We start from the raw sequence: 23,962 nt of genomic DNA on the forward strand, positions 1-23,962 counted from the left end.
TTTCTCGTTGGGGAAATATTTTCGATCTGGAAAGAAACAGGGCTCGTTCCCTAGATGGTTTTCAAACAAGAATTGAACAATGTTTATTAGTAGATACTTTAAAACAAATCAACTAGCACCACGAGTACATATCATAGAAGAAAATAAACTAGCCGGAGGTTGTGAGATATAGAGTTATGCAGTGATAGTGGTGTTAGGACGGCGATTTTTCGTTCTTACAGCACAGGACGTCTTTTGAAATTCGCGTACTGTGCGAAGTTCAAAAGCGAGGGTCGAGACCGTTCTTTGGCTCGAGCCGGTCCCACAGCACAACTCTATATCTCACAACCGGAGGCGGCAAAACAAAGAAATAATTGCCTTCTTTAAGAATCGTACCACATTCAAGGAATTAATATACTCAATTAAGATAGACATATATGCTAGATTTATTTTTAGAGAACGAAAAAAAAGTAATCAATCCTAATCTTAGAATTAATTACCTTTTTTATTTATCAAATTCTCTAAAGCGGAAGACGGGATTCGAACCCGCGACCCCCACCATGGCAAGGTGATGTTCTACCACTGAACTACTTCCGCATTATGACGATGCCGACTAGAGGATTCGAACCTCCGACCCCCTGTTTACAAGACAGGTGCTCTGCCAACTGAGCTAAGTCGGCATTATGTCAACAACAATTAACATAATACATAATAATTAATCATTTTGCAAGACTAATTATTAATACGGGTGAAAGGACTTGAACCTTCATGTCCACTGGACACTAGAACCTAAATCTAGCGCGTCTGCCAATTCCGCCACACCCGCAAAAAACTTAAGATATTTCCACTAAGCATTTTGCTTAATGGAGGATACAGGGATCGAACCTGTGACCTCCTGCTTGTAAGGCAGATGCTCTCCCAGCTGAGCTAATCCTCCATATGTGTTTCGTTTGAAACAACTATATTAGTATACCTTTTGAGAAATAAATCTGTCAACAAAATTTTTTATTATTTTTTCTTTTTCCGTCTCCGGTTGCTAGAAGAATGTACCTACCGTGTGGACCGGTGCGAGCCAAGGTCTCGCGCCTCGATTTGAAGCCTTGCAAGTTCGGCAAGTCTCCAAAGTCGTCCGTGCTGTAAGAACGGCATAAAACGCCGTCCTAACACCACCTTCACGGTGGATACATTCTTCTAGCAACCTCCGACTCTTTTATCTGTGCGTTGTATTAGTTGGGAACAATTGTTATTTAATACTAAAAATACTAAGAGGAAAATCAAATAACAAAATACCTTCAGTATATCCAAAAAACTAGCCGGAGGGTGTGCGAGATGCAATAATGCCGTGATTGTGGTGTTAGAATAGCGATTTCCCATTCTTACAGCACGGACGTATTTTGAGATTTGCGGTTTTTGCAAAGCTCAAAATCGAGATTCGAGACCGCTCTTTGGCTCGAATCGGTCCCACAGCATTAATTGCATCTCGCACGCCCTCCGGCGGCAACACCCCAAAGAAAAAAGAGCTAGAACTTTTCGTCCTAACTCTTAATTATTTTATTCTTCGTTATCAGCATTATCTTCTGGTCTCATTGTTGGGAACAGAATAACGTCACGGATTGAAGGTGCATCAGTCAATAGCATAACTAAACGATCAATACCGATTCCTAGTCCACCTGTTGGTGGCATACCATATTCCATGGCTTCAACGTAATCGTTATCGATATGTTCAGCTTCGTCATTACCCTTTTCACGTTCAGCAGCTTGTGCTTCAAAACGTTCTTTTTGATCAATTGGATCATTCAATTCAGTAAAGGCATTACCGTATTCGTGACCTAAGATATAAACTTCAAATCGATCTGTAAAGTTAGGGTTATCCTTGCTCTTCTTAGCTAATGGTGAAACTTCAAGTGGATATTCATAAATGAATGTTGGTTCTTGTAAAGTATCTTCAACAAATTCTTCGAAGAATTCAGCGATGATGTGACCAACACCCCAGAAGTCTTCGTAATGAACGCCCTTTTCGTCTGCTAACTTACGAGCTTGTTCAAGATCCATATCTTGGCTAAAGTCGATACCTGTTTGTTCCTTAATGGCATCAACCATCTTGATACGTTTGAAAGGCTTGCTCAAATCAATTTCTTTGCCTTGATAACTAACAATTTGCGAATTATTAGCTTTCTGGGCAGCATGTCTGAACATTCCCTCAACTTCCTTCATAACGTCTGTCATATCCCAATAAGCGGCATATGTTTCCAATGAAGTATATTCAGGGTTATGTTGTGGATCCATACCTTCGTTACGGAAAGCACGACCAATTTCATAGACACGTTCAAAACCACCAACAATTAATCTCTTCAAAGGTAGTTCCAAGGCGATACGAAGATACATCGTCATATCCATCGCATTGTGGTGTGTGATAAATGGACGGGCACTAGCACCACCGGCTTGAGTATTTAAGACAGGAGTTTCAACTGACATGAAACCTTCACCATCCAAATATTCACGAACAGCTGAAATAATCTTAGTACGCTTCTTGAAACGGTCAAAACTATCTTGGTTAGCAATTAAGTCCAAATATCTTTGACGATAAATTTGTTCAACGTTTGTTAAACCATGGAATTTATCAGGCAATGGACGTAGTGATTTAGAAAGCATTGTAACGTGGGTTGCTTTAACAGTTAATTCACCCATATCTGTCTTCATAATTTCACCATGGATACCTAGGTGATCACCAATATCTGAACGCTTAAAGATGTGATAATTTTCTTCACCGACAACATCTTTACGAACGTAAATTTGAATCTTGCCACTTCTATCACGTAGATCAGCAAAACCAACTTTACCTTTACCACGTTTTGTCATCATACGACCAGCAATTACAACAGGCAAATCTTGTTCTTCAAGAGTTTCCTTGTCCTCGTCACCGTACTTGTCGTGAATGTCTTGAGCCAAAGCAGTTCTTTCGAATCTTGAACCGAATGGATCAACGCCTTCATCATATAATTCTTGAAGTTTATCACGTCTAACCCGTAGTTGGTCATTCATGACTCTTGTCTTCTTTATCTCTTCTTTAGTTGGTTGCTTCTTCTTATTTTCGTTACTCAAAATTTTTCCCCCTGTCTACGAAATTTTTGATGATCTCGCTTCTCGTTGTTCGTAACTTTCAACAAATTGATCTAACGTGTCAAAAACTTCTTGCATTGAATCTTCATTCATTACTTTAGCACGAGTTCTGACTGCATGGGGAATCCCCTTTAGATAATATGCTGCCTGTTGACGAAATTCTGGAACACCAACATGCTCACCTTTTAAGTCTACCAGACGTTGGAGTTGAAGTTTAGCTATATTAATTTTTTCTCCAACACTTGGTTCAGGAAGTATCTCGCCAGTTTCCAAATAATGATTCATTTCATTTAAACGCCAGAGATTGCCAAGCACTGCCCGACCAACCATTACAGCATCAGCTCCAACGTCTTCAATCATTGTTTTAGCATCTTGAGGCGTCTTCACATCGCCATTTCCAATGAAAGGAATGGTTAAATGTTGAGCCACTTCATGTAAGAGTTCCCAGTCGGAATGTCCGGTATACATCTGTGCCTTCGTTCGTCCATGCATAGCCACAGCAGCTGCTCCAGCTTCTTGAGCCGCCAAAGCATTTTCAACTGCCAAAATATGATCACTGTCCCAGCCAGTCCGCATTTTAACGGTAACTGGTTTGTCGACTGCTGAGCTGACTTCTTTGACCATGTTGTACAACTTATCAGGATCACGGAGCCAACTTGAACCAGCACCAATTTTGGTAACTTTTTTGACCGGACAGCCCATATTAATATCAATAATATCGGCGCCAGTATTTTCAGATACATATTTAGCTGCGTTAACGAGTGATGCCGTTGTGCCACCAAATATCTGAATGCTGACTGGATGTTCTTTCGGATCAACGAACATCATGCCCAAAGTTTTCAAATTACCGTATTTAATACCTTGATCACTGATCATTTCACAGACAACTAAGCCAGCGCCAAATTCTCTGGCTGTAACTCGAAAGGACGAATTAGTAATACCTGCCATAGGCGCAACGACAATCTGATTGGGGATTGTGACGTTGCCTATTTTCCATTCCATACTTTTTACCTCTTATTATTCGATTACAACTCGTAATAATAACAAATTTTCTATCTAAAAGGCAATGGTTAACTGCTGCCGCCTCCGGGAGCAAGGAAAATTCCATCTGCTGTGCGACCGGTGCGAGCCAAGGTCTCGCGCCTCGATTTTGAGGTTTGCATAAACCGCAAATCTCAAAATACGTCGGTGGGGTAAGATCTTACGACCTAACGTCACCTGCACTGCTGATGGATTTTTCTTGCTCCCTCCGGCTAGTGTTTCTGTGATAAATAATTTTTTGTTACATCTGATTACTACCATTCAAGCCTAGAACGAATTCACTCACGTACAAACTAATAACCCACCTTCGGCGGCCATCTTCAATTAATCTTTGTTAGCAACGATATCCTTTAATTCAGCTTCAGAAAATTGATACTTGTTGCCACAGAACTTGCATACTGTTTCGGCTCCATGATTTTCTTTGATCATTGCTTGTAGTTCTGCTCTTGATAATGTTGCTAGAGCTTTTGAAAATCTTTCTTTTGAACAGTCACATTGGAACTTAACTGGCATATCTTGAAGATACTTCATTCCAATACCGTTCATAATCTTTTCCATGACATCTTTGTTGCTCAAGCCTTCTTTAAGCAAAGTTGACATATTTGGCACAATCTTTAAATTGGCTTCAATTTTATCAATGTCTGCATCTGTTGCTCCTGGCAATGTTTGAATCAAGAATCCACCAGCTGCTCCGATTGTTTCGTTAGGATTTACAAAAACTGATACACCGATTGCTGAAGGGATTTGCTCTGATTTAGCCATATAGTAGGCAAAGTCCATGCCGATTTCACCGGAAACTAATGGTACTGAACCAGTAAATGGTGCCTTTAAATGTAAATCTTTAGTGATACTTAATGTACCTTTAGTACCAACAGCTGCTTTGACGTCAATGTGACCGTCTTCTCTAGCCTTCAAAGCAACGTGTGGATTAGAAATATATCCTTTGACGTCACCCTTGGCATTAGCATCAACAACAATTGTGCCAACTGGTCCATCGCCCTGTACTCTTGTCGTCAAAACTTCATCTTCTTTCAAAGTTGAAGTGGCAACTAGTAGTGAGCCAACCATAGTTCTACCTAAAGCGGCACTAGAGTTTCTCCATGTATCGTGGCGTTTTTGGGCTTCCTGAATCATTTCTGTAGCGTTGACGACGTAAGCACGAAACTTACCATCGGTTGAAACGGCTTTAGTTAAAGTATCAGTCATATTTGATTCCTCCGTTCAAAAAAGCGACTCTCACGAGTCGCTTTTTCTGATTAATTATTATTCTTGATTGTTATTATCATCATTCTTGTCACTATTTGAATCTTCAGAATTATCATTCTTAGATGCATCAGTATCAGACTTTGTATCGTCAGCTGGTTTATCTTTGCTTTCTGAAGGATACGTTGTTTCATCAACATCAGTATCATCTGATTTTGGTGAATCATCCTTAGTTAATTCTTCTGATTTTTGTTTAGCAGCATCTTTGGCTTCAGCAGCCTTCTTAGCTTGTTCAAATGTTGCAGCACTTTCACTTGGGAATTGTTGATTTGCATCGTTAGCAGGCATTGCTCCTGTGTTATACAAACTCAAGATTTCCTTTTCATCAAGTGTTTCATACTTCAACAAAGCTTCGGCAATAATCTTGTGTTGTTCACGATGTGATTGAAGAATTTCTCGAGCACGTTCGTGATCTTCATCGATAATGCGTTTAACTTCTTGATCAATAGCCATGGCAGTATCTTGTGAATATGCTGGTTCAGCACGATAGTTACCACCACTAAATGGTTGACCATTCTTTTCAAGTTGAACAGTACCTAAGCGGTCTGTCATACCATATTCTGTAACCATTGTACGAGCAATCTGAGTTGCTTGTTCAAAGTCATTTGAAGCACCTGATGATGGTTGACCGACAATAATTTCTTCGGCTGTACGACCACCAAGTAATCCAGTAATTTGTTCGTTCAATTCCTTCTTAGTAGCAAGGTTTTGATCGTCCTTAGGAAGCATGATAGCGTAACCACCGGCACGTCCACGAGGCACGATAGTAACCTTTCTAACAACTCGAGAATCACTCAATACTAAACCAATCAAAGCATGTCCTGCTTCGTGGTAGGCAACTGTATGACGCTCTTGTTCAGGAATAACACGATTCTTCTTAGCTGGACCCGCAATAACACGATCTTCAGCTTCATCAAGGTCAGTTGGGTCAATCTTTTGCTTACCACGTCTTGCAGCAACAAGTGCAGCTTCGTTAAGTAAGTTTTCTAGATCAGCACCAGCAAAACCTGGAGTTTGTTGAGCAATTGCTTTCAAATCAACATCATCTGTAAATGGTTTGTTCTTAGCGTGAACTTTAAGAATAGCTTCACGACCTTTAACATCAGGACGACCAACAAGAATCTTTCTGTCAAAACGACCTGGACGTAGCAAGGCAGGATCAAGGACGTCGGAACGGTTAGTAGCAGCCATAACGATAACACCTTCATTACCTGTAAATCCATCCATCTCAATCAATAATTGGTTAAGAGTTTGTTCACGTTCATCATTACCACCACCGGTACCAGAACCACGTTGACGACCAACAGCATCAATTTCATCGATAAAGATGATTGATGGAGCGTCCTTTTTGGCGTTTTCGAACAAGTCACGAACACGTGATGCACCAACACCAACGAACATTTCAACGAAATCTGAACCAGAGATTGAATAGAAAGGAACTTTAGCTTCACCAGCAACAGCCTTAGCTAGTAAAGTTTTACCAGTCCCGGGAGGACCCTCTAAAAGAACACCAGCCGGTATTCGGGCACCTAGGGAGACAAATTTTCTTGGATCTTTTAGAAATTCAACAACTTCAACAAGTTCTTGTTTTTCTTCTTCAGCACCGGCAACATCAGAAAATCTAACTTTGTTTTTCTTTGGATCTTCTGGTTTAACCTTGGATTTACCAAAGTTCATGACACGGTTTGCACCGCCACCACCTTGGCCTCCTCGGCCCATCATCGCAAAGATTATAAAGAAGAATAATGCAAATGGAACAATAACCGTTAAGATCAATGAGATCCATTGTCCGGATTGTGACTTAGGAGCAGCAGTAGTCTTAACTCCCTTTGCCATAGCGGCACTATTAATCATCTTTAACGTATCATTGTTAGGCAAAACAGTTGAACTGAATGAAGTTACTTCACTAGAAGTCGTAGCTTGGTTACGGCTGAACAATGAAACGGAACGTGTTGTTTCAGCTTTTTGAGCTTTCTTGTATTCACCAGTTACTTGATAAGCTCCTCCAATAGGTTCTAGTTTGAAATTCTTCACTTTGCCTTGCTTCAATTGTGTAATGAATTGGTCTTGGCTTAATGTTTTTGATTGGTCTGAGGATTGACCACCAGCAAACCAACTCGCTGCAAGAACCAAAACAACAAAGAGCAAGATGTAAAACAGGCTATTATTGATTAACCTATTTCGATTATTTTTCATACATTTCCTCCTAATTACTTAGACGTTACATATTGTAACATTGGCGAACAGTAACACAATAATAATTGTAACTCTAACTAAATTATTTTGTACTATATATCTCTCGTTTCAAAACGCCCACATAAGGTAAATTACGATAATGCTCGTTATAATCCATTCCGTAACCAACAACGAATTCATCAGGAATTTGAACTCCGACATAATCTACTTTGACATGCTTGATTCGACGAGCTGGCTTATCCAAGAAAGAAACAATCTTAATGGACTTAGCATGACGAGCATCGAAGAGTTCCTTTAGACGATCCAAAGTGTATCCAGTATCAATAATATCTTCGACAATTACGACATCACGGTCACGAAGTGGTGTATCCAAATCCTTAATAATTCGAACATCACCAGTCGTCATGGTATTTTCACCACCATAACTAGATACGTCCATGAAATCATATTCCATTTCAATATCAAGTTGCTTAACTAGATCCATCATAAACATAGCTGCACCACGTAAAATACAAACGAACAATGGATTCTTACCACGGTATTCTTCGGTTAGTTGTTTTCCAAGGCGTAGGTTTGCGGCTTCAATCTCCTCTTTGGAAACTAAAACTTTCTCAATATCTGAATTCATTCTTTTACCTCAACAAAGTTAATTTTGTAATGATTTTTACCTTTTTTTAAATAATCACCCAAATTATAAATTTTTTCAACCCAAACAATCCGATTATCAAATAATAAAACCAAATAATTGTCACGTTCATAGGCTGGAACTTTTTCATTTATAAATCGTTTACTTAATTTTTGATGGCGACCATTTGATAAAAGCAGTTTATCACCGTCACGGCGCGTTCTCAACGTAATCGTTTGGGGAATATTTTCTGTAGTTAATGTGTAATCGTTATCGTCAGTCGTAACGGTCAGCTTTTTATGTCCCCAAGACACTTCTTTGCCAACAGCAACATTCACTTCATCCAAAACCTGTGGTGTCGACTTTTTAACGACAAATTTGTCATACGTCCGGATAAATTCCCACGAATCTTCCAAATTAATGGAAGCATTAGCATCATCTGAACTGACAATTTCAATAATTTGATTGATCTGACGATTGCTGATGGAAATGTCCAGCCTTCGCTTTGTAAAAAAATTGCCCCAGAACAACGTTTGTTGCTCCGGATCTAAATTTAATATCGGTTTTATCCAACCGATAATTTGTTGCGGTGATTCTTCCAACGACATATCTGTTTCAATTTGACTGAACTGCTTTTTAGCCAAACTAACCAATGCCGTCACCTGCTGATCAAAGAATCGAAAATGCGCCAAAAACTGTCCATTTTCCTTCTGTAATTCAGGGAAAATATTGTTCCGAAGACGATTGCGTAAAGTTATATTATCAAAGTTTGTTTCATCCTGAACATGTTTTATATCATGGATATCCGCATATTCAGCCAATTCTCGTTTTGAGAAATCCAATAATGGTCGAACTATTTGGCCATTCTCACCAAAAGGACGCTGTTCTTTCAAACTGACTACTTCATAAGCGTTACCGGAACGAATCAATTTCATCAAAATATTCTCGGCTAAGTCATTACCATGATGCGCTGTCAACAAAGTATCGAACTGTCCCGAAACCATAATTTGCTTGAAGAAGCTATAACGAAACTTTCTAGCTGCGGCTTCCATACCGATATCGTCGCTTGGTTTATCTTCCCACTTGGTAGTAAAAAATTGATAGCCGTTCTTAACACAATTTTTTTGAACAAACTCTACTTCAGCGCCGCTCTCCGGTCGTAAATCATGGTCAACGTTTACAACTCCAAATCTATCTTTCGGTAAAATCTGGGCAATGACATTCAGTAAAACCATTGAGTCAACGCCTCCAGAGACTGCAATCAGAACTTTTTTAGCCTGATAACGTTGTAAAACTTTTTTAACTGTATCGGTGATTCTGTTATCTAGTTCCATCTGCCCCTCCATTGAATTAAAAAAGGCTGAGACATAGTCCCAACCCCTGATATACATTTATTAACTACGGCGTCCGCCACGGCCACCACGCTTGCCTTCGGTATTCTTCTTGATAACACTGAGTCTTTCTTCACTCTCTTTCATGAATCCAGACATCATATCATCGAAGCTTTCTGGCTTATGTTGTTGTGGCTTTCTATCATTACGTTCGTGTGAACGATGTGCATGATATTTTGGCTTTGGCTTATCTGAAGCTTGTTTAATTGAAAGTGCAATTTTATGATCCTTCTCACTAAGAACTAAAACCTTAACAGTATCGCCAATGTTTAACACATCATGAATATCTTTGACATAACCGTCAGCAATTTCACTGATGTGTACCATTCCGCTTTGTCCTTCTCCAAGGTCCACGAAAGCCCCAAAATTTGTAATTCCCGTTACTTTACCTTCTGTTTTAGCTCCTACTTCAACTGTCATCTAATTAAAAATAATTCCTTTCCCTATTTTTGAATCGTAGTGGTCTTCACATCATCAGGCAAATTGTAGATTTGTTCACCTGGTTTGCTGTACATGTACTTTTCACGAATATACTTTTCGATATAGTTCGTGTCACGAAGTTGACTAACCTCAAGTTTCAAATCACGTTGCGTCGACTTTTGTTTATCCAGCTTCTGTTTGCTAATTTCTATCTGTTCCATTGTATTGGCGTATGTTCGGTGAGAATTAAAAATCTGAACGCCAAATACAACCAAAATTATTGCAAAAACAATTCCAATCATAGCCATCCGTCTACGATGCACTTTTTTAACATAGTTATGATGACCAGGATTAGGAGTTGGTGCTTTTTTTGGTTGTAATACAGAAACGTTAGAATTTAGTTTACGTATTTCCATGCCACTACTCCCCTAGAAATGATTACTTTGAGTATAACAAGTTTAAGCCATTATTTGAATGATTAAATTGCTAATTTTAATCCATTTCTAATTTTTAGGTTGAATTATTTTATTTAGAACTGCCGCTTCCGGTTGCGAGGGAAAATCTATCTGCTGTGCGACCGACTTGAGCCAAGGTCTCAAGTCTCGATTTTGAGCTTCGCATGGACCGCAAATCTCAAAATACGTCGGTGGGGTAAGGTCTCACGACCTAACGCCACCTGCACTGCTGATAGATTTTTCCCTCGCTACCTCCAGCTAATGCATTTTTTAATACATAAATATTCAATATAAGAAATTTGATGTTTCTTTATTACTTTAGTTGATAAATAACCTTTATGATATTTACCTACTTTTTGAATAAACAATTTGAAATAAATCCAATTAACTTAAATTCAAAGACACACTAACCTCCGGGCGTCAGTAATATAGTCCTGCTATGGAGGTGGCGTTATGGCTTTAGCCATTACACCACGGGGCGAGCTTTGAAACTTGCGAACTATGCAAGGTTCAAAGTCGAGGTTCGAGACCGCACTTTGGCTCGGGCCGGTCCCCATAGCGGACTATATTACTGACGCCCGGAGGCGGCCATAACTAAAATTAAACTTCTTCATACATATCTGTAGAATCAGTTTTCTTAGTTGTTTCTTTGATGTTGAGAACACGAACTTTCATAGTTCTCTCCCCAAAGTGTAATTCTAATACATCCCCTACTGAGACTTCACTAGACGATTTGGCAACATGATCATTGATTGATGCACGACCATTGTCCGCAAACTCCTTAGCAACGGTTCTTCTCTTGATAATACGACTTACTTTTAGATACTTATCTAATCTCATAATTAATCCTCTATTTTCATAAACTTCGTAATATATTTGCCCATGGGTAAAATCTCCCACTCTTCTTTGGTCAACATACGCCAACGTTTCGAAAGTCTTAAATAAACGACTGCTCCCAACGGTATGGCAATAATATTGATCAAAACGCAATTAGCTCGAGTCATCACTAGATAACTGGCTAGAATTTTAACGACGATTCTGACAAAAATTGCCATAATCAATCCAAGTTTGATCATATTACGAACAAATTTCTTATCCAACGACAAGAATTTGCGATCAAACTTGTAAATCGCCATGATTCCAAACAAAATTACGCACTCACTCAAAACTGTGGCAATGGCTCCACCAGCAATTCCAAATCTTGGTACCAAAATGATGTTCAACGCTACCTTTGTTACTAGAGACATTCCGAACAAAATTAACTTATGAAAGTTCTTTTCGTCATCGCCACTTGTAACAGCTATTAATAAATTAATAAAGGAAACGATTAAAATCGACAGCATATAAATGCTCAAAGTTCTGGAACCATTAGTATTAGTGAACAACATCGTGTTAATTTCTGGCATTAATGCAATCAAGCCAGCCGTTTCAGCAACTGACAGCCAAAGACAGACACGCACCATTTTTTGAATTGTGCTCTTATTTTGTTGAACTCGATTGGTTTCTTTCAACTGCGGCATGATGGTCGAAACAAATGATAAGGAAATGACAATTCCTAGTTGTAACAACGGTTGCCCACGATCGAAGATACCTTTTTGAATCTCAGCCTGGTCCAAAGCCATCCCTGTATGCAGCAATAACCGCACAGTTGAGAAGGAATCGATAAACTGATAAAAAATTGTGATACCTGTAAAAACTACGATTAAAACTATCTCTAACGCTAATCCATGCTCCAGTTTAATCGCTTTATCAGCATTAGGAACTTCTACTTCAGTTGCTCTATTTTTTAAAAATTTCCCAACTAAAATCACCACGGCCAATAATCCACCGATAAACGCACCTGAATTAGCCAATGTTCCCATTTGATAGACATCCAAAACACCATGTCCGAACAACAATGCACTCGCAATAATAATTACGATTCGGAAGAATTGCTCCGAAACTTGTGAAATAGCACTCGGTTCCATAATTAAATCACTCTGAAAATAGCCTCGTAGACTAGCTTCAAAAGGAACTAATAAAAACGTCAACGCCACTACTCGTACTTCCCAGTACAAATTTTGGTCTCCCATCATACTTGCCAAATATTTTGAAGATATCCACAGCAAAGCAGTAATGACCACACTTCCAGCCATTAAAATACTGAAAGTTTTCTTCAATAAATTATGTTTGGCAGCAATCGACTCCTGCTGTGCAAAAGTTTTCGAAATCACAACCGGCAAACCAGACAGCGCCAAAACGGAGAAAATACCGTAAATGGGATAAACCTGTTGATAAATAAAATAACCACGATCCCCAACAATATTCTGTAATGGAATCCGATAAATAGCACTCAAAAGTTCCGAGAACAGTGAGGCAATAGTCAGAATCCAGGTCCCCTTAATAGCCCTAGACACTTCTTTTTGCATATTAGTTTTTAATTTTTTCTTTCTTTAAATTATCGAATCCCGCTGCCATCTTCTTGGCAAACGTTTCTAGCTGTTCAAACCACTCGTCTTTTTTGACACTACCGGAATCTAACGTAATCGTAAATTCACCGTTCTTATCATTAACCTTAGCCTTCATAGTTGTGTTAGCTAAGAACTTAAAGACTAAATCGCCAGTTAAGTAATCGCTAGCTTTCTTAGAAAACTTAATTGCAATCATACCATTTCGCATGATGACACTCTTAACTAATGACTCGTCGAAAGAGTTTTTCAACAAGCTAATATCTAATAAGTTGCCAACTTCTTGTGGATAATCTCCAAATCGATCTAACAACTCTGACTTAACTTCTTGATAGTTTTCCAAAGAATCAATCTGTCTGATACGTTTGTACAACTCAACTTTTTGACGTTGATCGGTAATATAGTCAGCCGGCAAGTATGCTTCCAATGCCAAATTAACTTCAGCATTAGTCTTCTCAGCCTTAGTATGACCACGTTTTTTCGCAACCGCATCATTTAACATCTGTGTATAAAGGTCGAAACCAACTGAATCGATGAAACCATGTTGTTGTTTACCTAACAGATTACCAGCACCACGAATCGACAAGTCACGCATCGCAATCTTGAACCCAGAACCTAATTCGGTAAAGTTCTTGATAGCTTCCAAACGTTGTTCACCGACCTCTGTCAAAACCTTATTAGGCTTATACATCAAGTAGGCGTATGCAACTCGATTGGAACGACCGACACGTCCTCTAATTTGATAAAGCTGTGATAAACCATAACGGTCAGAGTTTTCCACAATCAATGTATTGGTGTTAGGCATATCCACACCGGTTTCAATGATAGTAGTCGTAACCAACACATCATATTCACCAGCCAAATAGTCAGCAATAACGCCTTCCATCTGGGTTTCAGTCATTCGTCCATGAGCTGTCGCAATTCGAGCCTCCGGAATCAAAGCCTGCAGTTGACCTGCCACTTGATCCATATCTTCAACTCGATTATGTAGGTAAAAGACTTGTCCACCACGAGCCATTTCACGTTTGATAGCACCCGCAATAACTTCATAATTCTGTTCCATTACATAAGTTTGAACTGGATAACGGTTGCTTGGAGCTGTTTCAATCAATGACAAATCACGCACACCGAGCATCGACATATTTAAAGTACGTGGAATTGGTGTCGCAGTTAGCGTCAAAACATCAACGTTAGCTTTCAACTGCTTAATCTTTTCCTTGTGCTTAACGCCAAACCGCTGTTCCTCATCAATGATCAACAAACCGATATCGCTGAACTTAACATCCTTTGATAACAAACGATGTGTTCCAACGACGATATCAATTGAACCGTCTTCAAGTTGTTCAATCGTTTCCTTACTTTGTTTACGAGTTTGGAAACGTGACAAAACTCCGATATTGACAGGAAAACCTTCAAATCGGTCTTTCATAGTTTCGTAATGTTGCTGAACTAACAAGGTTGTTGGTGCTAAGAATACTACCTGCTTGCCTGCTTCCACAGCTTTAAAGGCTGCTCGTAAAGCAACTTCAGTTTTACCGAAACCAACATCCCCAACTAACAAACGGTCCATTGGATGTGGCTTTTCCATATCACGCTTAATTTCATCAACCGAACGCAATTGATCCGGTGTTTCTGGATAAGGGAAAGCATTATCGAAATCGTGTTGCATCTGATCATCTTTTGGAAAGGCAAAACCTTTTTCAGCCTCACGTTTAGCGTATAGGTCAATCAAATCATCCGCGATATCTTCAATATTAGATTGAACCTTGCGCTTAGTCTTTTGCCATTCGTTACCACCTAATTTATTAATCTTAGGCGACTTGCCTTCAGCTGAAACGTATTTCTGAACCATGTCCAACTGTGTAACCGGAATGAACAAACGGCCATCGTCACGATATTCAATCGTAATGTAATCTTGGTGCTTGCCGTCAACTTCCATCGTCTGCATACCGATAAATTTACCGATACCATGGTTGACGTGAACGACATAATCGCCAGGTTTTAATTCGTTATAACTCTTCAAACGTTCCGCATTCGCCAAAGTTTGATGACGACGCTTCTTAGGTTGCTTGTTAAAGAGTTCTTTTTCAGTAATAATGGCAACTTTTTCATCTGGCATTTCAAAACCAGCACTCAAACTAGCATTCAAAATCTGCGTTTGGTCTTCAATAACCTTATCTTTGCCAGTCAATGTCGCCTTGATACCGAAATCGACCAAAGTATTATTGATAGCTCCGATACGTTTCTCATTGTTGATTACCAAAATAACGGTGTAATCCTGCTTTTGCCAACGTTCAACTTCAGACTTTAATAATGGCATCTGACTGAAGAACTGTTGCATCGAACGAATCGACACATTATGCAATTGATTGAGACGAATATGTCCCATCCCTTGTTGAAAAGCCGAAACATAAATTTGTGCGTGGGTATCATCCTTAACCAATTCAATAAAACTCTGACGAATCTTCTGTTCTGGTAAAGCTTTACCAAATTCCAACTGACTAGCTAACCATGATTGATTTTCGGCAGCACTGTCATTAGATTGTTCAATCAAACGATTATATTCATCAAATAAAATAATATCGTCATCATTCAAATAATCGAGCAAGCTACTAGGGTGTTCAAAAATATAGTCCGCAATTCGACCGATATTTTCTGGACGCATACCCTCAGATAATTCTTCAATCGTCTGACCAAAGTTAACTTCCAGATTATTCTTAATATCCTTATCTTTAGTTGCCCCAAGTTGACGTTGATAACTTTTCTGTAACTTTTTCAAACCAGCTGCAACTTGTTCATCATTCACAATTCTATCTTTAGCAGGCAAAACTTTAATTTCATCAAGTTCTTCCATACTACGCTGTGTCTCAGTGTCAAAAAATTTAATTTTCTCAACTTGGTTGCCAAAGAAATCTATTCGGACAGGATTATCCACATTTAATGGATAGATGTCGACAATATCCCCACGGATTGCGAAATCCCCGGGTTTAGCAACTAATTTATCCTTAACATATCCCATCTGCACAAATTCTTGATTGAGATTTTCAAGGTCATATTCTTCATTTACTTTAATATCTAATTGTGCAGCCTTGAACAATTCCTTAGCTGACAGCTCATATTCCATCCCGGCAATCGATGTTACCAAGATACCTGACTCATCACTAGCCAAGAAACTCAATGAATCAAGTCGTTGACTCAATTCGTCTGGTGAACTAGTTGCCAATTCAGTGGAAATAGATTCTTCAACTGGGAAAATATGCACCGCATCACTGTCTAACAAATTAAGGTCATCGTAGACCCTATTAGCGTGAAAGTTAGTGTTTTCCACAATCAGAATTTTTTTACCTTTTTGTTTCAAAGTTTCCAATGCAAAAAGGGAAATCGTTGATCCCGTCAAACCAGTCAATAAATTTTTCGTACCTGGCTTAACTTGATTAATAAATTCCCCAAGGTTGAGCTTATTCGTAATGAAATTTATTAAATCCAATTTTTGCCCCCTTGCGTATTTAAAAAGTTTATTAGTTTATTAAGTATGCCGTTTCCAGAGCTGAGAGTATTCATCTGCTGCGCGGTACGGTCTGAGCCAAAATACGGTCTCGAACCTCGGTTGAAGCCTTACCACGGACCGGTAAGTCCCCAACACGCCCGGTGGTGTAAGAGCTAAAGCTCTAACGCCACTTTCGCTGCATATGAATACTCTCAGCTCTTCCAACTTATTTATTTTTTAATAACTAAATAATGACTGTCTATTGTCTAAATATATATATCTATTAGAATCGCAACGGCAATGTCATCTTTCAAATTTTAGTATTTAATTAACGTCCTACGTTTATTGGTAATCTGTTATAAATATTTCACTGTTTTATATAACCTGAATACAAACACACTTGAATCTTTTTGCATTCAACTAATAACGATTAACTAGTCGGAAGAGCTGGGAAATATTTGTGTGCCGTGGAAGTGATATAAGTACGGGAGGTTTATCCCGTACTTATATCACCGGACGAGTTTGGAGACTTGACGAACTATGTCAAGGCTTCAAACCGAGGTTCGAGACCGCACTTCGGCTCGGACCGTTCCGCACAGCTTGAGAATATTTCCCAGCTCTGGAGACGGAATATTTAACTAACACCACTCATTAATTATACTTATTCATTAATTGATCAATAGATGTACCACTGACCCAATCTTGGACCATTGCAGCCGCTTGATCGATACCGGCTAAAGCAACGGGCTCTTCATCTTTAGAAAATGGTGTCAAAACCCAATTAACAACCGATTGTTTAGCTGGATGTTGTATACCAATTTTGATACGGCTGAAGTCTTTCGTACCTACAGCAGAGATTATACTCTTAATACCATTGTGACCACCAGCAGAACCCTTTGTGCGTAATCTGACTTTACCAATTGGCATGTCCAAATCATCGTGAATGACCATCAATTCATCAGGTTGAATCTGAAAGTAACCCATCAAGAAATTAACAGCACGCCCTGATTCATTCATAAAAGTTAAAGGTTTAACAAGAAAAACAGTCTCGCCATCAACTTTGAATTTACAGTATTCAGCCTCAAAGTCTTTTTTCATTTGTGTTTGACCATATTCATCCATCAATTTATCGATGGTCATAAAGCCCATATTATGCTTTGTACGATCGTATTTTTTACCTGGATTTCCTAGGCCAACAATTAGTTTCATATTTAATACCTCATTTCGAACTTACATTATATCATGTTAGTTTCATATGAGCTTGGAGTTTATATTGAAATATTCCTTTTAATAAGGAAAAAGTTAACAGCAATATTAAATTCTCATTTTTAAACTTTTAAAGATCAATCATAAATATTTCACCGATATTTTCATTAAGAAACTACATTAAATAAATCATAATCATAACTACTATGAACATTCATATACCGTCAAAATCTCAATCCTTCATAACTCTAAATAACATTTATATATTGCCCATTCAAACACATTATCCTCCGGTTGACAGTTAATTATCCTGCAGTGAAAGTGGTGTAAGACCGGCGGTTTTCCGGTCTTACACCACAGGACGTATTTTGAGATTCGCGGTATTTGCGAAGCTCAAAATCGAGGGTCGAAACCGCACTTCGGCTCGAGTCAGTCCTCACAGCGGATAATTAACTGTCAACCGGAGGCGGCCCCCCACCATAATTTCACTAATTTTTCACTTTTTTCACAATCAACTTGTTAATTACCCTTAATTATTTGTATAATGAACCACGGAACATATTATTTTCGAAGGGATGATATTTTATAATGACAACTCCAACAAATGAAAAGAATCACCAAAAAGTACTTCTAGTTGGTGACGGTGCTGTAGGTTCAACTTTCGCCTACGCAATGACACTTCAAGGTATTGCACAAGAACTAGTTATCTGTGATATCGCAAAAGACAAGATTAAGGGTGACGCAATGGACCTTGCTGATGCACTTCCATTCTCATTCCCTAAGAACATTCACGCTGGTGAATATTCAGATGCTAAGGATGCTGATATCGTTGTTATCACTGCTGGTGCTCCACAAAAACCAGGTGAAACAAGACTTGACCTTGTTAACAAGAACTTGAACATCTTGAAGACAATCGTTGACCCAATCGTTGAATCAGGATTCAATGGTATTTTCTTGGTTGCTGCTAACCCAGTTGATATCTTGACATACGCTACTTGGAAACTTTCAGGCTTCCCTAAGGAACGTGTAATTGGTTCAGGTACATCACTTGACTCAGCTAGACTACAAAAATTCGTTGGTGAAGAATTAGACATCGACCCTCGTGCAGTTAACGGATACATCATGGGTGAACATGGTGACTCAGAATTCGCTGCATGGTCACACTTGTCAATCGGTGGAGTAACAATGGCTGAATGGATGGAACAACACCCAGAAGTTACTAAAGATACTCTTGACGCAATCTACAAGAAGGTTGTTAACGCTGCTTACGACATTATCAATACTAAGGGTGCTACATTCTACGGTATTGGTACTGCACTTGCAAGAATCTGCAAGGCTTTGCTAAACGACGAAAACACTGTTCTTCCATTATCAAACATGATGACTGGCCAATATGGCGTTTCAGACATTTATATCGGTTCACCTGCTATTATCAACCGTAAAGGTCTAAAACAAATCATCGAAGTACCATTGAATGATGAAGAATCAGCACAAATGAAGAAATCAGCTGCAGAACTTGAAAAAATTCTTAAAGATGGTTTCGAAGCTACAGGTATCAAGGGTCGTCAATAATCCAAAATATCACGCTTCAAAAAAAGCCGAAACAAATGAATAATTTGTTTCAGCTTTTTTTTTGCTCGGAATTACTGTATTATTAATTCAATTATACTTGATTGGATGTGAATATATATGTTAGTGAAATCACTTGTACTGAAAAAGGACAAGCTTACTACAGTTAAAGAAACTGTAACACTCGAGGAAGCATTAAAAGTCCTCGAAGATTCTGGCTATCGTTGTGTACCAATTCTTGACGAGAGCGGACAAATATTTAGGGGTAACATCTATAAGATGCACATCTACCGTCACAAATCACGTGGTGGCGACATGAGTTTACCAGTAACAACTTTGATGAAGAATGCTACAAAGACGATCAGCGTCGACTCACCTTTCTTCAAAGTATTTTTCAACATCAAGGATTTGCCATATATCGCTGTCCTTGATGAAACTAATCTTTTCTACGGTATCTTGACTCACTCAAGACTCTTGAGCATGTTGTCAGACGCTTGGAACCTCGACATTAGTAGCTACGTACTAACTGTTAGTTCTTCCGGCGACCGTGGAGATCTAGAAAAAATGTCAAAGATCTTTGCAAAGTATGTTTCAGTTGCCGCATGTATGACCTTGGATGCCAAATCAAATGAGGTTGTCCGTCGGACATTGTTCACATTGCCATCAGGAACAGATATTGATACATTGAAGGAAATCATCAAACGTTTGGAAAAGAAGAGTTTCATCGTTTCTGAAATTGATGATTTGAAGTCAGGTAAAATTCTCGACAAGAATACATTGTAATTCGTTCTAAATGTTTCTAAAAACAAAACCAGTTCTAAAACAAAACCTAAAAAAGCAATACCGACGCAGCCGGTATTGCTTTTTTTAATGTACTGCCGCCTACAGGTTACGGTGATAGAGTTCGCTGTGCGACCGGTGCGAGCCTTGGTCTCGCACCTCGATTTTGAGCTTTGCACAAACCGCAAATCTCAAAATACGTCGGTGTAGTAAGAGCGGAAGTTCGCCACTCTAACACCACCTTCACTGCTGAACTCTATCACCGTAACCCTCCAGCTAAATAATTTATCAAATTAACATCTATCAAGAAAATTTTAGGTTAGTAATATCACTAATATCATTAATTCTATATATTCAATTAGCTGTACAAACCAAGACAACTAATTAGTCGGAAGGGATGAGAATATTCACCCGCTATGGATGTGGCGTTATGGCTTTAGCCATTACACCACCGGACGAGTTTGGAGCCTTACCAATTCGTGGTAAGGCTCGAATCGTTCCGCATAGCAGGTGAAATATTCTCATCCCTGTAGACGGCCTACCTCTTAAAGCTAACCCCAGACCGCCGATTAAACTCGTCCTCAAATGGATACTGACGGAAATACTCTAATTGATACTTCTCCATCAGCTTTTTTTGAAGATCATTTACATAAGGTCGATTTGAATTTGCTTTATTTTGATATTTCTTATACTCGACTTTTTTCATAAATAATTGCCACTGTTTTTTAATCATGACAAACACTTCTTTCTCCATGCAATTAATTTTTCACACAGAGAATACTACCTTGGATAATTAACTGCCAATTAAATGAATTTCTAAACTTCTACTGCATTCATAACGTCATCTATGTTCATATATGGCATCTGTAAACTGTCTGCCACAGCCTTTTCAGTTAAATGACCTTGATATGTGTTGATACCCGTTTTAATTGTCTTATTATTGATAGCTTTATCTAATCCTTCAGCAATCATAGCCGCATATGGCATTGTTACGCTAGATAATGCCTCTGTTGCTGTTTTTGGCACTTCCCCAGGTATATTTGCCACTGTGTAGTGAACTACGTCATGGACAAGATATGTTGGATTGTCATGGGTCGTTGCTTTGACACTTGTCTCAAATAATCCACCTTGATCAATTGGAATATCGACCACAACTGAACCAGGTTCCATCGAAGCAATCATTTCTTCTGTCACTAGTTTTGGTGTTGCAGCACCTGGAATCAATACAGCACCCACTACTAAATCGGACTCTTTAACAGTTTTAGCAATATTTTGAGAGTTGGATATTAATGTTTGAATCTTACCGTCAAAAATATCTTCAATCTCAGCTAATCTTTGGGCATTAATATCTAGTAATGTCACCTCAGCGCCCATACCGATAGCTATTTTGGCAGCATTTACACCAACGGTACCACCACCGATAATTGTAACTTTACCTTTTCTAACTCCAGGTACACCACTCAGTAACAAACCTTTTCCTTGATGTGGTTCTTCTAAGAAATGAGCTCCAACTTGAACAGCCATTCGACCGGCAATTTGACTCATTGGATATAGCAATGGCAAGCCACCATTAGGTCCAACTATAGTTTCATAAGCAATTCCGGTTGTATTACTCTTTAAAAGTGATTTGGTTAAAGTTTCATTAGCGGCTAAATGTAAATATGTATAAATAATTTGGCCGTCTTTAAAATATTTATATTCTGAAGCAATTGGTTCCTTAACTTTGATGATCATCTCTGAATTCCAAACATCATCGACATCACTAATCTTGGCACCGGCATCTAAATATTTCTGGTTAGTATAGCCTGAACCAATTCCTGCATCCTTTTCCACCAGAACTTGATGACCAGCATTAACTAAAATAGCCACTCCATCAGTGGTTGAACCTACGCGCTCTTCTTGATTCTTGAGTTCTTTCGGTATACCAACTTTCATAAAAAGTACTTCTTACTTTGTGAATGTTTTATCAATGTAATATAATATAGCATATCATGTATCCGTTTTCTTCTCAAACTATAGCCTAATGCTAAAAGTTTCAGAGACGACAAAAAAGAGAATCTGCAATCTCAATTGATTACAGACTCTCTTTTGCTTTATTTAGACAGATTACTAATTATTCAAATATTTGGAAAGGTTGCTTTGAATTTTATCCATTCAAAAATAAATTAGTTGGATGAGCTGAGAGTATTTATCCGCAGCGAAAGTGGCGTTATTGCTTTAGCAATTACACCACCGGACGTGTTGGAGACTTTCCGTTTTTTGGAAAGGCTTCAACCGAGGTACGAGACCGCCCTTTGGCTCGGACCGTGCCGCGCAGCAGATGAATACTCTCAGCTCTGGAAACGGCATATCATCCAACCTAGTTCTTATAAACTCTTGGCAAACGTTCGCTCAATGCACAAAGAACTTCATAATTGATTGTGCCTGAATATTGGGCAGCATCAGTAGCAGTAATTTCTTCATCACCATCTTTACCCAAAATTGTGACCTTAGTTCCGACAGGCAATTCTCCTGGCAAACGAACCATAAATTGATCCATGCAAATACGTCCAACATTTTGACAGCGTTGACCATTGATCAAAACATCTGAACCTTGCATTCTTCTCAACCAACCATCGGCATAACCAATTGGAACAGTTCCAATCCACTCGTCTTTGTCGCTTGTATATGTAGCACCATAACCGATACTGTCTCCGGCCTTAACCTTCTTAACGAAAACTAATTCAGAGTACAAGCTCAATGCTGGTTCTAACGTATAAGGCAATTCAGGAATATCAGTCTGTGATGGATTTAAACCGTACAAAGCAATACCGTATCTGACCATATTGATTGCCAAATCTTGGTGCCATAATGCAGTGGCTGAATTAGCACAGTGAACATAAGTAAATTTAGTTGGTAAATCACTCGACATTTCTTTGAAAGTCTTAACTTGTTTTTCAAAGTATTTTTCATCAGGATTATCAGCTGTTGCAAAGTGTGTGAACAATCCTTCAGGAATAAATGCCTGTGGATGATCATTCAAATAGTTGCAAGCTTCAACCAAGTCAGCTTTCTTTTGAAAACCAATTCGACCCATACCACTGTCAATTCCTAGATGAACCTTCAAATTGGTTGTTCTTAACTGAACAGCAATCTTCAACCAGTCCAAACTACCCACAGTTAGCGAAATATTGGCACGTGCAGCGACTTTAGCATATTCGACAGGAACTATACCTAAAACAAGAATCGGTGCGTCTACGCCGTTATTACGGATTTCTAAAGCTTCATCCAAAGTGGCAACGCATAAACCACTGGCTCCGAATTCAATTTCTGCCTTGGCAACACGAACTAAACCGTGACCATAAGCGTTGGCTTTAACAACTGCAAAAACTTTAGTGCCTTCTGGAACAGCTGCCAGTTCATTTTGGAGATTTTGGTGTAATTTCTTCAAGTCTACTTCAACATAGGCTGGACGATGGATTGATGGTAACATTTAATCTTCCTCCTCTAGAATAACTTCAGTTATTACTAGTTCATCTGTATCCGAGATTGAAACATGAATATTGCCTTTAAAAATATCAGTATTAATGTATGGCTGACCCGACTCATGATTCAGAACACTCAAATCATGAAAGCCAATGCCACGCAAGCCAGTTCCCATAGCTTTTGTGAAAGCCTCTTTAACTGAAAATCTAGCCGTTAAGTAGGCCATTTTCGATTTTTCAGTATTCATAGAATTAAAAACTTCAATTTCATCAGCATTCAAAATCTTTTCTAAGAATCTTGGATGACGACCATAAATTTTACGCACACGGTCGATTTCTGCAATATCGATACCCAAACCTTTGATCATATGTTTTTCTCCATTTTATAAGATTCATAAAACTTAATATCTAAAGTATACCCATTTTTTGGGTTGCCGTCTCCAGATTAGATAGCATTTCATCTGCTATGCGGACCGGTCCGAGCCAAAGTACGGTCTCGAACCTCGGTTTGAAGCCTTA

General features: G+C 38.8%; 17 protein-coding genes, 4 tRNA genes and 1 pseudogene. 3 read left to right on the top strand and 19 right to left on the bottom strand.

From position 1 onward, the window contains the following. A pseudogene (locus AAA923_RS12355) lies at nt 1–116 on the top strand (IS982 family transposase); the annotation flags it as partial. Nucleotides 117–504: 388 nt separating this feature from the next. On the opposite strand, the gene AAA923_RS05815 reads toward AAA923_RS12355, so the two are convergent. The 16 genes from AAA923_RS05815 to pth form a co-directional block, all read right to left on the bottom strand. Further along, nucleotides 505–576: transfer RNA gene (locus tag AAA923_RS05815), tRNA-Gly, on the bottom strand. A 10-nt stretch (nt 577–586) separates the two neighbouring features. Beyond that, nucleotides 587–659, bottom strand: a tRNA-Thr gene (locus tag AAA923_RS05820). 63 nt (nt 660–722) lie between these two features. Then, nucleotides 723–805, bottom strand: a tRNA-Leu gene (locus tag AAA923_RS05825). A gap of 38 nt (nt 806–843) precedes the next feature. Beyond that, nucleotides 844–916: transfer RNA gene (locus tag AAA923_RS05830), tRNA-Val, on the bottom strand. A 614-nt stretch (nt 917–1,530) separates the two neighbouring features. Then, on the bottom strand, nt 1,531–3,021 hold the full coding sequence (gene lysS, locus AAA923_RS05835) for a lysine--tRNA ligase (protein WP_338215694.1): 1,491 nt from the start codon (nt 3,019–3,021) through the stop codon (nt 1,531–1,533). A gap of 75 nt (nt 3,022–3,096) precedes the next feature. Further along, entirely contained in the window at nt 3,097–4,101 is a 1,005-nt protein-coding gene (dusB, locus tag AAA923_RS05840) for a tRNA dihydrouridine synthase DusB (RefSeq protein WP_338215416.1), read from the bottom strand. 363 nt (nt 4,102–4,464) lie between these two features. After that, nucleotides 4,465–5,346, bottom strand: a complete 882-nt coding sequence (gene hslO, locus AAA923_RS05845; RefSeq protein ID WP_338215418.1) for an Hsp33 family molecular chaperone HslO — start codon at nt 5,344–5,346, stop codon at nt 4,465–4,467. A gap of 57 nt (nt 5,347–5,403) precedes the next feature. Further along, on the bottom strand, nt 5,404–7,599 hold the full coding sequence (gene ftsH, locus AAA923_RS05850) for an ATP-dependent zinc metalloprotease FtsH (protein WP_338215420.1): 2,196 nt from the start codon (nt 7,597–7,599) through the stop codon (nt 5,404–5,406). 82 nt (nt 7,600–7,681) lie between these two features. Beyond that, complete coding sequence (gene hpt / locus AAA923_RS05855; protein ID WP_338215422.1) at nt 7,682–8,227, bottom strand: hypoxanthine phosphoribosyltransferase; 546 nt, start codon at nt 8,225–8,227, stop codon at nt 7,682–7,684. Continuing rightward, nucleotides 8,224–9,558, bottom strand: a complete 1,335-nt coding sequence (tilS, locus tag AAA923_RS05860; RefSeq protein WP_338215423.1) for a tRNA lysidine(34) synthetase TilS — start codon at nt 9,556–9,558, stop codon at nt 8,224–8,226. Before tilS ends, hpt begins: the two co-directional genes overlap by 4 nt. Before the next feature lie 60 nt (nt 9,559–9,618). After that, complete coding sequence (locus tag AAA923_RS05865; RefSeq protein ID WP_041501312.1) at nt 9,619–10,035, bottom strand: S1 domain-containing RNA-binding protein; 417 nt, start codon at nt 10,033–10,035, stop codon at nt 9,619–9,621. Between the two features lie 23 nt (nt 10,036–10,058). Next, entirely contained in the window at nt 10,059–10,451 is a 393-nt protein-coding gene (locus AAA923_RS05870) for an FtsB family cell division protein (protein ID WP_338215424.1), read from the bottom strand. Between the two features lie 639 nt (nt 10,452–11,090). Beyond that, a complete protein-coding gene (locus AAA923_RS05875) occupies nt 11,091–11,330 on the bottom strand; it encodes an RNA-binding S4 domain-containing protein (RefSeq protein ID WP_041501310.1) in 240 nt (79 codons plus the stop codon). 2 nt (nt 11,331–11,332) lie between these two features. After that, on the bottom strand, nt 11,333–12,898 hold the full coding sequence (locus AAA923_RS05880) for a putative polysaccharide biosynthesis protein (protein WP_338215427.1): 1,566 nt from the start codon (nt 12,896–12,898) through the stop codon (nt 11,333–11,335). A 1-nt stretch (nt 12,899) separates the two neighbouring features. Further along, complete coding sequence (gene mfd, locus AAA923_RS05885; RefSeq protein ID WP_338215428.1) at nt 12,900–16,424, bottom strand: transcription-repair coupling factor; 3,525 nt, start codon at nt 16,422–16,424, stop codon at nt 12,900–12,902. Nucleotides 16,425–17,075: 651 nt separating this feature from the next. Continuing rightward, complete coding sequence (pth, locus tag AAA923_RS05890; RefSeq protein ID WP_338215431.1) at nt 17,076–17,633, bottom strand: aminoacyl-tRNA hydrolase; 558 nt, start codon at nt 17,631–17,633, stop codon at nt 17,076–17,078. A gap of 585 nt (nt 17,634–18,218) precedes the next feature. Between pth and AAA923_RS05895 the strand changes: the two genes are divergently transcribed. After that, nucleotides 18,219–19,202 (top strand): L-lactate dehydrogenase, encoded by a 984-nt coding sequence (locus AAA923_RS05895; RefSeq protein WP_041501306.1) that lies wholly within the window; start codon nt 18,219–18,221, stop codon nt 19,200–19,202. A gap of 117 nt (nt 19,203–19,319) precedes the next feature. Then, entirely contained in the window at nt 19,320–19,982 is a 663-nt protein-coding gene (gene cbpA / locus AAA923_RS05900; RefSeq protein ID WP_338215434.1) for a cyclic di-AMP binding protein CbpA, read from the top strand. Between the two features lie 813 nt (nt 19,983–20,795). On the opposite strand, the gene ald is transcribed toward cbpA, so the two are convergent. From ald to acpS, 3 genes are all read right to left on the bottom strand, one after another. After that, on the bottom strand, nt 20,796–21,914 hold the full coding sequence (gene ald / locus AAA923_RS05905; protein WP_338215435.1) for an alanine dehydrogenase: 1,119 nt from the start codon (nt 21,912–21,914) through the stop codon (nt 20,796–20,798). Nucleotides 21,915–22,338: 424 nt separating this feature from the next. Next, nucleotides 22,339–23,451, bottom strand: a complete 1,113-nt coding sequence (gene alr / locus AAA923_RS05910) for an alanine racemase (RefSeq protein ID WP_338215437.1) — start codon at nt 23,449–23,451, stop codon at nt 22,339–22,341. Further along, nucleotides 23,452–23,811, bottom strand: a complete 360-nt coding sequence (gene acpS / locus AAA923_RS05915) for a holo-ACP synthase (RefSeq protein ID WP_041501301.1) — start codon at nt 23,809–23,811, stop codon at nt 23,452–23,454. It lies immediately after the preceding gene. Nucleotides 23,812–23,962 lie beyond the last annotated feature (151 nt).

It is taken from the genome of Companilactobacillus muriivasis (genome assembly GCF_036246245.1).
Lineage (GTDB): Bacteria > Bacillota > Bacilli > Lactobacillales > Lactobacillaceae > Companilactobacillus > Companilactobacillus muriivasis.